General features: G+C 36.7%; 11 protein-coding genes. 1 reads left to right on the forward strand and 10 read right to left on the reverse strand.

The features are described 5' to 3' along the window. Nucleotides 1-5: 5 nt before the first annotated feature. Both EHV10_RS01155 and coaBC read right to left on the reverse strand, forming a co-directional pair. On the reverse strand, nucleotides 6-1,592 hold the full coding sequence (locus tag EHV10_RS01155; protein ID WP_128673042.1) for a peptide chain release factor 3: 1,587 nt from the start codon (nucleotides 1,590-1,592) through the stop codon (nucleotides 6-8). Next, a complete protein-coding gene (gene coaBC / locus EHV10_RS01160; protein ID WP_128673043.1) occupies nucleotides 1,593-2,792 on the reverse strand; it encodes a bifunctional phosphopantothenoylcysteine decarboxylase/phosphopantothenate--cysteine ligase CoaBC in 1,200 nt (399 codons plus the stop codon). A gap of 197 nt (nucleotides 2,793-2,989) precedes the next feature. On the opposite strand from coaBC, the gene EHV10_RS01165 reads away from it, so the two are divergent. Then, a complete protein-coding gene (locus EHV10_RS01165; protein WP_128673044.1) occupies nucleotides 2,990-3,757 on the forward strand; it encodes a type III pantothenate kinase in 768 nt (255 codons plus the stop codon). 45 nt (nucleotides 3,758-3,802) lie between these two features. Here EHV10_RS01165 and ftsZ read toward each other — a convergent pair whose 3' ends face one another. The 8 genes from ftsZ to rsmH all read right to left on the reverse strand — a co-directional run bounded on the left by ftsZ (nucleotide 3,803) and on the right by rsmH (nucleotide 13,119). Continuing rightward, nucleotides 3,803-5,164 carry a cell division protein FtsZ gene (ftsZ, locus tag EHV10_RS01170; protein WP_128673045.1) on the reverse strand — a complete coding sequence of 454 codons (1,362 nt, stop codon included), beginning with the start codon at nucleotides 5,162-5,164 and terminating at the stop codon, nucleotides 3,803-3,805. Between the two features lie 123 nt (nucleotides 5,165-5,287). Beyond that, nucleotides 5,288-5,986: a cell division protein FtsQ/DivIB gene (locus tag EHV10_RS01175; protein ID WP_128673046.1), complete on the reverse strand. Its 699-nt coding sequence runs from the start codon at nucleotides 5,984-5,986 to the stop codon at nucleotides 5,288-5,290. 1 nt (nucleotide 5,987) lies between these two features. After that, entirely contained in the window at nucleotides 5,988-7,334 is a 1,347-nt protein-coding gene (locus EHV10_RS01180) for an FtsW/RodA/SpoVE family cell cycle protein (protein ID WP_128673047.1), read from the reverse strand. A 1-nt stretch (nucleotide 7,335) separates the two neighbouring features. Next, the gene (gene murD, locus EHV10_RS01185) at nucleotides 7,336-8,682 is read right to left on the reverse strand and encodes a UDP-N-acetylmuramoyl-L-alanine--D-glutamate ligase (RefSeq protein ID WP_128673048.1); all 1,347 of its coding nucleotides are present in this window, start codon (nucleotides 8,680-8,682) and stop codon (nucleotides 7,336-7,338) included. Nucleotides 8,683-8,690: 8 nt separating this feature from the next. Then, complete coding sequence (mraY, locus tag EHV10_RS01190) at nucleotides 8,691-9,659, reverse strand: phospho-N-acetylmuramoyl-pentapeptide-transferase (RefSeq protein ID WP_128673049.1); 969 nt, start codon at nucleotides 9,657-9,659, stop codon at nucleotides 8,691-8,693. Between the two features lie 15 nt (nucleotides 9,660-9,674). Next, nucleotides 9,675-11,708 (reverse strand): peptidoglycan D,D-transpeptidase FtsI family protein, encoded by a 2,034-nt coding sequence (locus EHV10_RS01195; RefSeq protein WP_128673050.1) that lies wholly within the window; start codon nucleotides 11,706-11,708, stop codon nucleotides 9,675-9,677. Then, nucleotides 11,677-12,183: an FtsB/FtsL family cell division protein gene (locus EHV10_RS01200; protein ID WP_128673051.1), complete on the reverse strand. Its 507-nt coding sequence runs from the start codon at nucleotides 12,181-12,183 to the stop codon at nucleotides 11,677-11,679. Before EHV10_RS01200 ends, EHV10_RS01195 begins: the two co-directional genes overlap by 32 nt. Continuing rightward, nucleotides 12,184-13,119, reverse strand: coding sequence for a 16S rRNA (cytosine(1402)-N(4))-methyltransferase RsmH (rsmH, locus tag EHV10_RS01205; protein ID WP_128673052.1), 936 nt, complete (start codon nucleotides 13,117-13,119; stop codon nucleotides 12,184-12,186). It abuts the gene before it with no gap. Nucleotides 13,120-13,578: the final 459 nt, after the last annotated feature.

Raw genomic sequence — 13,578 nt, forward strand, 5'->3', positions numbered from 1 at the left:
CTTTCTTAGTTCTTTCCGAACTCACTTAAAACCAGTCCTTCATTTCTTTCCTCAACCATTCTCACACTCCAAGGATGTGTAAAAATAAGAAGCGGACGATCTTTAAGATCTTTGATCTTTTTCATATCACTTGTTCCCTGTATCTTATCTATATCTACAGTAGATGTTTCATCTATCCATCTTATATGCTCGTAAGGCAGCTTATCAAGTTTTACATCTACATTATATTCATTTTTCAGTCTGTAAAGCAGTACTTCAAACTGGAGCACACCTACAACTCCCACTATTATCTCTTCCATTCCGGTATTATATTCCTGGAAAATCTGGATTGCACCCTCTTGTGCTATCTGATACACACCCTTTAGGAATTGCTTTCTCTTCATGGTGTCCACCTGACGTACTCTGGCAAAATGCTCAGGTGCAAATGTCGGTATACCTTCAAACTCGATATTATTTACAGTGGCAAGTGTATCACCTATACCGAATATACCCGGATCAAATACTCCTATAATATCTCCGGCATATGCCTTTTCAACTATCTTTCTCTCATCCGCCATCATTTGCGTTGACTGATTGAGCTTTATCTTTCTGTTTCCCTGTACATGGAAAACATCCATACCTGCATCATACTCGCCTGAACATATTCTCATAAATGCGATTCTGTCTCTATGAGCTTTATTCATATTTGCCTGAATCTTGAATACAAAGGCTGAGAAGAACTCATCCTTCATAGGATCTACCACTCCGTCATGAGTTTTTCTCTTAAGAGGTGATGTAGTCATTTTTAGGAAATGCTCAAGGAAGGTCTGCACTCCGAAGTTTGTAAGAGCCGAGCCGAAAAATACAGGGCTCAGTTCACCTGCGGACACTCTCTCCATATCAAGATCATCACTTGCACCGTCCAAAAGCTCTATATCTCCTCTTAATATATCAGCATAGTCAAATCCGATATAATCATCCAGCTTACTGTCCTCAAGTTCAATAACTTGAGTATCAACTTCCTTCATTCCGGCATGATTTGCAGTAAACTTATTTATAAACTTTGTCTGTCTGTCATATACACCTTTAAAATTCTTTCCCGATCCGATAGGCCAGTTCACAGGACATGTTCTGATGCCAAGCACATTCTCTATCTCATCCAAGAGTTCAAAAGGATCTCTCGCCTCTCTGTCAAGCTTGTTTATAAATGTAAATATAGGTATCTTTCTCATTACACAGACCTTAAAAAGTTTTATAGTCTGTGCCTCAACACCCTTACTTGCATCTATCACCATGACTGCAGAATCTGCCGCCATAAGTGTTCTGTAGGTATCCTCGGAGAAGTCCTGATGTCCAGGTGTATCCAAAATATTGATACAAAATCCCTCATAGTTAAACTGCATAACAGATGAAGTTACAGATATACCTCTCTCCTTTTCTATCTCCATCCAGTCGCTTACCGCATATTTGGCAGTCTTTTTTCCCTTTACACTTCCTGCTAAGTTAATAGCACCGCCATAGAGCAAAAACTTCTCTGTCAATGTCGTTTTTCCGGCATCCGGGTGTGATATTATGGCAAATGTTCTTCTCTTACTTATCTCTCCAAAGTTCACTTAAAAATTCCTCACTATCTCATCAAATATCTTTTCTGCCACTTCTGTTTTTGACAGCTTGTCAAGTCTTATCTCACTATTCTTTGTAAATATGGCAACCACATTCGTATCGGTCCCGAATCCTGCTCCCTCAACCTTTACATTATTTGCAACTATCATATCCGCATTTTTCTTTGCCAGTTTATTCTTTGAGTTCTCTTCCATATTTTCAGTTTCCATGGAAAATCCACAAATAAACTGTTTTTTAGGATTATTTTCTTTTCTCTCACCAAGTTCCTTTAATATATCTTTGGTTCTTGAAAGTTCAATAGAAAGATCTCCATCTTTTTTCTTTATCTTTTCATCACTGTAGTTTGCAGGTGTATAATCCGCAACGGCCGCAGCCTTTATAATAATATCCTGTGAATCTGAAATCTTCATTATCTCTTCATACATATCCTCTGCCGATTTTATATCTATTCTGTTTATAAAATCAGGTACAAAGACATTTGACGGTCCCATTACCAGACTTACCTTTGCGCCTCGATAAGCCGCCATCTTTGCAATCTCCACTCCCATCTTCCCGGTGGAATTATTTGATATATATCTTACAGGATCTATTGCCTCTCTTGTAGGTCCCGCACTTACGCATACTTTCTTACCGACAAGATCCTTTTTCTGATATGCAGCTCTTTTTATATATTCAAGGAGCATCTCAGGTTCAGGCATTTTCCCGGCCCCTGTATCTCCACATGCCAGATGACCGCTTGCAGGCAGGATGATATCCATACCATAGGTTCTAAGTTTCATAATATTGTGCTTAACCACCTTGTTTTCAAACATGGCTGTATTCATGGCAGGTGAAACCACTATAGGACATCTCATTGCTAAAGCTGTAGTAGTCAGCATATCATCCGCAATACCGTTTGCCAGCTTTCCGATAGCATTTGCTGTAGCAGGTGCTATAAGGAATACATCAGCCCACTTTCCAAGCTCTATATGATCCACTTTAAACTCAAAATTTCTGTCAAATGTATCTGTATATACTTTTTGTGCTGTCAAGGTTTCAAATGTCATAGGTGTGATGAACTGACAGGCATTCTCAGTCATTATTACTTTTACATTTGCACTCTGTTTTTTTAACATACTTGCAAGATTTGCAATTTTATATGCCGCAATACCTCCGGTTACACCAAGTAATATATTTTTATCTTTCAGCATAAAGCCTCCATAAATCTTAATTTTTATTTAGATGTAATGCTTACACGATTATACGCTATTTTATTATTGCAAGCAAGAACAGAGATTAGTATACTTTATATAAAATAAAGCTTTTATTTGAAATATCGTTCTCAAGTGCTTATACGGTATATATCCTTTAAAAGCCTTAAATCTACTTACATAAGAAGGATAATTTTATGATTTTAGCAATCGATATGGGTAACACAAATATTGTCATCGGCGGTATCGACAATGAAAAAACATATTTTCTTGAAAGAGTCACAACCTATACTACAAGAACCGATCTTGAGTACTCTATGTATATAAAAGGCATCCTCGATATACATGGAATAAAACCTTCGGATATAGAAGGTGCAATTCTTTCAAGTGTAGTTCCTCCTCTAAATGAAACCATCAGAAATGCAATCAAAAAAATACTCAGTATTGAATGTATGCTTGTAGAATCAGGTATGAAAACAGGATTGAATATACTTATGGACAATCCGAAAACTGTCGGCTCCGATATGATAGTTGACGCCGTTGCCGCAATGGATGAATATCCTCTCCCTTTGGCAATCATAGATATGGGAACTGCTACCACCATATCTGTAGTAGATAAAAGCGGAAATTATATAGGCGGTATAATACATCCCGGACTTAGAATCTCTCTTGATACTCTAAGTTCAAAAACCGCTCAACTTCCACAGGTAAATCTTGATATGCCAAAAAAAGTTATAGCAAAGAATACAATAGACAGTATGAGAAGCGGTATCCTATTCGGACATGCCGGTATGATGGACGGCATTATATCACGTATGGAAGAAGAGCTTGGTGAAAAACTTAATGTAATCGCAACAGGCGGTCTCGCACCTTTTGTAGCCCCTCTTTGTACACATGATATTATCGTAGATGACAATCTATTACTTAAGGGATTGCTCAAGCTATATATCAAAAATCATATATAAACACAAATAAGCCTTGGAAATTTCTTCCAAGGCTTATTAATTGCATTATTTCTTTCTCTTTAAGAAATCAGGTACATTTATCTTTGCATCACCTGTTCTTATAATAGTCGGGCGCTGTCCTGATATGTAATTTCCGTTGTAATTTTGATTGTTCATATTCGGATTATTCAAGCCCTGATTGTTTTGAGTGTTCAAATTCTGATTGTTAAAATCACTCTGATACTGCCCGAAGTTTCCTGTATATCCACCGGTATAACCGCCTTCCTGATAGCTCTCTCCGGCATGGTTTGCTGTAGGATTTATATAATTATTCTGCTCCGGCTGAGTCTGTACAGGTCTTTCCATACCCGCCGTATTCATTCCCTGCAAATATGCATCATTTCTTTTCGGCATATTATCATTTTGATGCTTAGTATTTATATCTCTGATTAATTCTCCTACAGGAGTATCATTTATTGCATTGGTTACACCTGTAGCAATAACTGTAATCTTCACACTGTCCGGCTCAGCATCATTATATGATACACCGAAAATAATATTTGCCTCTTCACTTACAAGCTCACGTACATAGCCGGTTGCCTCATCTGCCTCAACAAGTCCGACATCACCTGCTATTGAAATAAGCACATGAGTGGCATTGTCAATACTTGTCTCAAGAAGCGGTGATGAAACAGCCGCCTTAACAGCATCAAGCGCCTTGTTGTCACCTGTTCCGTAGCCGATACCGATATGTGCAAGTCCCTTGCCTGTCATTACAGTCTGAACATCTGCAAAGTCAAGGTTGATAATAGCGGTCTCACTTATAAGATCTGTAATGCCCTGAACACTCTGCTGCAATACTTCGTCAGCTTTTTTCAATGCATCAGGCATAGTAGTCTTTCTGTCCACTATCTGAAGTAATTTCTCATTCGGTATCACAATCAAAGTATCCACATATTGCTTCAAATTCTCTATACCTGCAAGTGCATTTTTCATTCTCTGTCTGCCTTCAAAAGGGAAAGGCTTTGTTACTACACCTACTGTAAGTATGCCGAGATCTTTTGACGCTCTGGCAATAACCGGTGATGCACCTGTTCCTGTACCACCACCCATTCCACATGTAACAAATACCATATCTGCATTCTTCAGCTTATTTGTGATATCTTCAATATTCTCTTCTGCCGCTTTTTCTCCCACTTCAGGTTTTGCTCCGGCACCAAGTCCTTTTGTAAGCTTCTCTCCTATCTGTATAATAGTCCCAGCTTTACAATTAACCAAGGCCTGTTTATCGGTATTAACTCCAATAAATTCCACGCCTTCTACATTTTCATCAATCATTCTATTTACGGCATTGTTTCCGGCACCTCCGACACCAACCACGATGATCTTCGCTGTATTCTCATTTACCGGCTTATTTATTTCTAACACAGATATATTCCTCCTGTACCCCTACACTTAAGCAAACTCTCATCTTATAATAAAGGTTTTTCATATAAATATCAACTTATTTTTCTTTAAAGACTTCTGTAATAGCTTAAGTATATCATATAGTTATCTCTTCTTAAAAGTATATGTTGTATTTTCTTTTATAGGATTATAATTATCCAGATAGAGTATTCCGGACAAATCCTTTATTTTCTCCCATATATCTCTCAATTCGCCTATTTTCCCGTTTAATTCACTCGAATCCCCCAGATAGACCTCTATTTTCCCTATATATAATGTTATATTATTATCTGAAGAAATTGTAATCTTATCTACCGTTATTCCGTATCCTACCAGAACCTGCGTAATATTGAGCATTTCTTCAAAAACTTTTTCATTTGAGATCGGAAGTTTCTCATATAATACCACTCTTCCGAAATCCAAACCGTCTATTATCGGAATTCCGTCAAGAAGATTATTTGAACTCTCCACCACAATTCCGTCCTTATCAAAATACATATAGGAACTCATATATTTTACACAGCCTACAACACTTTTTTCATATACTATAATATCGGCACTGTTCATTCCGGTTACATATATATCAACCCCTTGAATGAAAGGTATATTGTAATCTTTTTTTAATTTACTCCGTATAAAATTATAAAGTGTTATTTTCGATAATTCATTCGGAAAAAGCATTTCCTTCATTTCTTCATCAGTATATCTTGTATTTCCTCCAAAATTGAAATCGGTTATTTTGACCGAGAAAATTCCGACAAGTATAAAGGCAATGCAAAATAAAACAATGTAAAACTTCTTCATATCAGTAGTCCAGCTTTATTGATCTTGCGACACTCAAAACAATTCCCATCTCTCCAAGCAGTACCAAAATAGATGTACCTCCGTAACTTATAAATGGAAGTGAAACTCCGGTATTCGGCAATACTCCCGTTACAACCGCAATATTAAGTATAACCTGCAAAGACAAATGTATAAAAATTCCCACCACAAGATACACACCTTCAGGGTCCTTTACAGAAAATGATATCTTTATCATTCTGTATATTAAAAATACAAATGCACCCATTATAAGTCCTGCGCCGAAAAGTCCGAGTTCTTCCACTATTATAGCAAAAATCATATCATTTTGTGACTCCGGAAGGAAAAACTTTTGCATTCCCTGTCCAAGCCCCTTTCCGAATAAACTTCCTGAGCCTATAGCATAAAGTCCCTGTATTACCTGATATCCTCCGTCTCTGCTGAACTTCTCAGGCTCCGCCCAAACAAGCAATCTTGTCAAATGATAGTCTCTTGCTCCTCTTTCATATATAAATTTTACAAAAGGTTTTGAGAAAAACAAAATTACACCCATTGCGATTGCACCTACTGTGTGAAGCCTCTTATTTGATGTGCCTAAAAAGCTCATACAAAACGCAATTAAAAATATAATTATGGATGTGCTCAAATTTTCAACCATAACCAATAATGTCGGAACAAATACCGCTCCGAATAGAATCCAAAGCTTCTTTTCAGCTACCTTTCTGTCTGTCGAATGTAAATCATTTTTATATTTTACCAAATAGTAAGACGAAAAAATAATAATTGCCACCTTTACAAACTCTGAGGGCTGGAATTTTATACCGAACAGATTAATCCATCTTCTCGCTCCGTTTGCATCCCTACCGATAACTAAAACAGCTCCTACAAGCCCGGTCGCAACCAAATAAATAGGCTTCGACAATTTTATCCAAAATTGGTAAGGTATTATTGATACAATTATCATCAGAATGAGACCCAAGCCAACAAAGATAAGCTGTTTATTTACAAAATAAGCGGAGTTTTTAAACTTCAAATCTGCAGTATATGAACTTGCCGAATAAATCATTATCAAGCCCAACATCAACAAAAACAAAATAATAAATATAGGACTGTAATCATAAAACCTTCTTTTTTTAATTTGATTTTTTTTAGTTTCATTTTTTTTACTGTCATTAACAACCGGTTTCTTAACTCCGACTTTTCTTATTTTATTTTCTTTAGCAGTATCAACTTTTATTTTTTTCTGTCCGCCTTTTTCCACCTTTATTTTTCTTTTCACGGCTTGGTTTTGCAATTCTTTTTTTGCTACATTTTTAATTTTGGCTTTATTCTTCTTTATATCATCAGCCATATTATCCTAATTCCCTAACACAGTCCTTAAATATTCTTCCACGCTCCTCATAGTTTTTGAACATTCCCCAACTTGCACAGGCAGGTGAAAGAAGTACATATTCTCCAGTTTTTGCTTCATTTGCACATATTTCTACAGCCTCCTGCATGCTGTCGACCGTAACTATATCATTAAAGCCGTGTTTTTTTGCACACTCTTCTATCTTCCCTGCTGTAGCTCCCATAAGTACAAGCTTTTTAACCTTTGTACCGAAGCTCTCTATCCATTCATCATACTCAGAGCCCTTATCATATCCGCCGGCAATAATATATGTTGCCGCAGGCATCGCAAGTACGGCTTGAATCGCCGCATCCGGATTTGTACCCTTGGAGTCGTTATAATATCTGACTCCGTTAACCTCTTTTACAAATTCTATTCTGTGCTCAACAGCATGAAATGCGTAACATGAATTTACGATACTGTCTATAGGTACACCGTATGAAGATGATATCGCTATTGCGGCCATAACATTCTCATAATTATGTCTGCCAAGTATATTTAACTTCTTTGTATCCAAAATTTCTTTTGCAACACCGTCCTTACTCTGCATAATAATATCTTTGTCCAGATAAAATCCGTTTTCAAGCTTTCTCTTGCTTGAAAAGAATACGACTTTAGCTTTTACCCTGTTTGCAAATTCTCTCAAAGCCTCATCTTCATAGTTTAAAATACAAAAATCATCTTCAGTTTGATTTTTACTTATATCTTCTTTTACTTTGATATAGTTCTCCATAGTATGATGTCTGTTTAAATGATCCGGAGTTATATTCAAAATAGCCGATATATTCGGTCTGAAGTCAATAATCGTTTCCAATTGGAATGACGATGTCTCAAGTACCGTAACTGAATCTTCATCCGTTTTATCTGCAATATCGGTATAAGGTATTCCTATATTTCCAACCGTGAAGCTGCTTTTTGCAAAATTTGACATTATCTCGCCGACAAGTGATGTTGTGGTTGTCTTACCGTTTGTACCTGTTATAGCTATCAATCCGCCTTTATCGTATTTAAACCCAAGCTCAATTTCACTCCATATCGGAATGTTATTCGCTTTAAGTACCTGTACAAAATCAGTCTCCAAATCTATTCCCGGACTTATAACAAGATATGACATATCCTCTAAATCTGACTTTTTTAATTCCCCGAGAATAATATTTATATTTTTGTGATATGCCTTATCAAACTTTGCAAGTATTTCTTCTTTATTAAGTTCTTTATTACTGTCAAAGAGTATTACCGCCTCATTATTTTTTAAAAGTAATGTGGCGGCTGATATACCGCTCTTTCCTAAGCCCGCAACTCCAATCATATTGCCTCCTACATAAACAGATAAACTAAAATACCAAGTATTATGGTAACTATACCAAATACTGTCACAGTCCTTGTCTCAGACCAGCCACAGAGTTCAAAATGGTGATGTATAGGTGCCATCTTGAAAAATCTTTTTCCTTTTGTGGCTTTAAAATATCCCACCTGAATGATTACCGATATTACCTCTATCATATATATAAATCCGACAACTGCAATAAATGCAGGTATCCTGCACATAAGTGCATATGATGAGACAAAACCTCCAAGTGCCAAAGAACCCGTGTCTCCCATAAACACCTTGGCAGGGTAAGCGTTAAATATCAAAAATCCCATAAGACTGCCTATAACCGCACCGGTAACAGGTGTAACCGAAAAACTGCCTTTTAATCCTATAAGCATAAAGAATAATGCTACTATAACTGTAACGGTTGAGCATAATCCGTCAAGTCCGTCGGTAAAATTCACACCGTTATCCGTTCCCAGTATTACAAACAGAGCAAATGGTATCCATATAACACCAAGCTTTAATATTATACCTTTATCAAATGAGCCTGTGAAAGGTATAAGAACACCGTAGTCAAGTCCGTATATTTTATACAGATACATTATAAAAATCACACTGACTACAAGCTGAAGTATAAATTTTTGTGATGACTTCAGTCCTTCAGACTGTTTTTTCTTTATTTTCAGTATATCATCCAAAAGACCTATTATACCATAGGATATAGTAAATAAGAATACTACAGCCACTTCTTTATACTTAGGTATCAAAAACAGGCTTGCAACCAATATACCGGCCAGAAATGAAATTCCGCCCATCGTTGGAGTACCTGTCTTCTTCAAATGTTCCTTAGGCCCGTCATCTCTTACCATCTGTCCGAATTTAAACCTGTGTAAAACGGGAATAAACAAAGGACATGCAATTGCGGTAACAACAAAACCTATCAATAATGCAATCAATGTATCTCTTAACATAATATCTCCAAAATTTTATTCTTCTCCCTCTCCGGCAGGTGCTCCCGGAAGTCCGTTTCCACCGTCGTTAGGTATTACTTCTTCTGTAGAATAGTTCTTTGACTCCTCTTGCTTTTGAGTATTACTGTCTGTAATACCCTCTGCAGCCGGGAATTTACTTACATCTATACTTTCGTCTACATTTGAATATATATTCATATATGGCAATACTTCAGTCATAATTTTTGAGAACAAGGAGCTTGCATATGCAGATCTTGCCTGATCCGCCACATGAGGAGTATCCACAAGAACATAGCATACAACTTCCGGCGCTTGTGCAGGTACGCTTCCTATAAATGAAACCAGATAATTTCCGTTTCCTCTGGGATACTTCTCTGCAGTACCGGTTTTTCCACCGACATCATAACCCGCAACCGCCGCTGCACTACCTGTTCCTTCCGCTACAGTTCTCCTAAGCGCTTCATTTATAAACGCAGTGGTATGTGCGGAAACCGTCTCTCTTACAAGCTCCGGCTCAATATTTTCTATTATTGCACCTTTTGAATTCAAAATCTGCTTTACAACATGAGGTTGATAATATGAACCGCCGTTTACAACAGATGAATACGCAGCCGCAAGTTGAATCATAGTTGTATTATAATTCTGTCCGAAAGAGTTTGTTGCAAGATCCGTTGCGCTTGCATTATCCGCCGTATGTATAAGTCCGCTTGTATCCGCTTCTCCCGGCAAATCTATTGCTGTCTTTGAACCGAATCCGAATACCTTTTGATATTCATAAAATTTCTGACTTCCTTCAGCTCTTGAAATATCCATCATAGCCACATTGCATGACTCCATAAGGGCCTCGGTAACATTCAATACACCGTGACCGTTTCTGTTGGCACATCTTATCTTCCAGCCGCCGACTTCTTCAAATCCCTTACAGTCATAGCTTTCATTACCTGTTATAACGCCCTCTTCCATGGCGGAAGCTACCGTAAACACCTTTGAAGGTGAGCCAGGCTCATATGTATCGCTGACAGCGTAGTTTCTCCATATATTACTTAGCGCATCCACCTTTGCCTTGTCATCCATCTCTGCCTGCTGTTCAGGTGAGTAATAATTATTCAAATCTCTGGGATTATTCAAATCAAATGTTCTGCTGGTAGCCAAAGCAAGAATTTCACCGTTATTAGGATTCATCACTATTGCCGCAGTCATATTTGAACCTGTAGAACTTTGCCATTCGGCAATATGTTTTTCTACAATCTTTTGGATATTCAAATCTATGGTCGAAACCACCTTATTTCCGTCTGTAGGATTTTTAATCACTCTTTCAAGAGACGATTCATCATTTAAATATCCGTATTCCCTGCCCGATACTCCGATTAATTGATCATTGTAATACTGCTCTATTCCGGAATTACCACTCAAATCTTCATTATTTGCAAACCCTATAACATTACATGCACTTGAGCCGTAAGGATATCTTCTTACATAACTTTCTTCAAACCAGATACCGTATACTCTTTCAGAGCTTTTACTCTCTTTGTAAGACTTATTGTACTCTTCTTTTTTTTCTTCAAAAGCTATTTTTTGATCATAGCTTATATCTTTAGCATATTTTACATATGAGCTGTCCGACTTTTGGGCAATAGTACTTTTCAACTCATCGATGCTGTATCCGAAAACTTCACTCAATACAGATACTGTAGCATTTAGGTAATCTTCCTGATCGCTGTTTATTTGTTTCGGATCAATTATCAAATTGTAAACCTTTTCACTTGTGGCAATATATGTTCCGTTTCTATCGAGTATATCACCCCTTTTATAAGGTATATCTCGTGAATCATATTTTTGCTGTGACAGAATCTTCTGATTGTATTCCTTAGACTTACTTCTTTGTAACATAAAAATCTTAAAAAACAATGCAGCGAAAGCAATTATAATCATAAACAGGATGATTACAAGCCTTCCCTGCAAATTATCTAAAGGATTGGAAGTACTTCCATCCTTACCTTTTTTATTATTTCCCTTTTTATCTCGGGATATCTTCAAATTGTCTGACATATTCACTTTCCGTTTTTTCGTATGTTATAACTTGATTCTTCTTAGCATAAATCATACCCAACTTATTTGTAGCTACATCATATATATGATCCAAATCAACGTAAGTCGCAATCATATTCTCTAAAGAATCATTTTCATTTTTCAACTTTTCAAGATTTGACTCATTTTTTTGTGTCTGCTTTATAGTGGAAGTCAGTTTTGACTGCATTGCAATGTAGTTTGCACACAAAAACAACATGGCTATCATAGCTGCTGAAAACACAACAAGATAAGGGAAGTCCATGGATAATGCTCTTTCCCTATTTTTCCTTATCATTCTGTTAGTTTTTGCCGCTTCACCTTCAGAAGACTTAGGTTCTTTTTTCGGAACGGCTGTTTCCACTTTTCTTACAACATTACCGTCTACATAATATTCTGTCTCTGTACCGTGCTTTTTCTTCGTTCCTTGCCTTTTTCTCTTAACAGTTTCTTTCATTTAGACTCCCTTTTCAAATACTCTAAGTTTTGCACTTTTGGATCTGGAATTTTCCTCCAGTTCCTCCTCACTTGGCAGTATCGCCTTTCTCGTAATAACTCTTCCCTTTGATTTATTCCCGCAAACACAGACAGGAAACTTTTTCGGACAAACACATGGTGACTCGGCTTTTTTAAATGCCTGCTTTACTATTCTGTCCTCCAAAGAATGAAATGTGATAACAGACAACCTTCCGCCCGGTTTCAATAAATCAATCATTACATCTAATGAATCGGTTAAAACCTCAAGCTCTTTGTTTAATTCAATCCTTATGGCCTGAAATGTTCTCTTTGCAGGATGCCCTCCTGTTACCTGTATTTTCATAGGAATAGAAGCTTTTATAATATCTACCAGTTCAAATGTGGTTTCTATTCTCTTCTTATTCCTATATTCAACAATATGTTTTGCAATATTCTTTGCAAATCTGTCTTCACCATAGTCTCTGATGATATGAAAGAGTTCCGACTCCGAATAATCGTTTACAATATCGGACGCCTTTAACTCGTTTCTGTCATCCATTCTCATATCAAGCGGAGCATCATATCTATAGGTAAATCCTCTTTCGGCGGTATCAAGCTGATATGAAGACACGCCAAGGTCAATATATATTCCGTCAACCTTGTCTATGTTTTCTTTTTTTAATATATTTTCTATATTAACATAGTTGTCTCTTATAATAATAACATTATTACTGTAATCATTCAATCTTTGAGTAGCAGCCTTAATAGCATCCGAGTCTCGGTCAATTCCTATAAGTTTACCGCTTCCCAGTCGTTTAACCACTTCTAAGGCATGTCCTCCACCACCTAAAGTGCCGTCAACATAGCAGCCGTCGGCTTTTATATTCAAAGATTCTATCACTTCATTCAAAAGCACCGATTTGTGATTGAAAGTCATAATAAATCCCATCCCTATAATATCTGCGGAGGATATACCTAAGCACAACTCCACCACTATAAGAATATTAGACTACTCCGGTAAAAAAATCAAGTTTTTATATTCTTAAAATTAATATGCACCCGAAAATAAACTTTATTTCCCGGTGCATATCATTTAAATATTTAAAAATCCTATAGTTGACATTAAAAGCATAAACAAAAATAAAATAAACATTATTGTTGCTTTTATAAAACTGTACTTTAAATGTTCCTCATTCTTGAAATATTTTATTGCATCCAACAGACAACTTACTGAAAACAATAAAAATATCAAAGGGAAAAATATTGCATACTTATTTGGTGATAAAAACGCGAATACCACCATCACTATGATAACAATCGCGGGAGTTTGACAGCTAACTACTCCCTTTATAAACCTCAACCCCTTATAAAGACTGGATTTCAGTCTTATTTTTTT

Source organism: Lachnoanaerobaculum gingivalis (assembly GCF_003862475.1).
In the GTDB taxonomy this organism is placed as follows: domain Bacteria; phylum Bacillota; class Clostridia; order Lachnospirales; family Lachnospiraceae; genus Lachnoanaerobaculum; species Lachnoanaerobaculum gingivalis.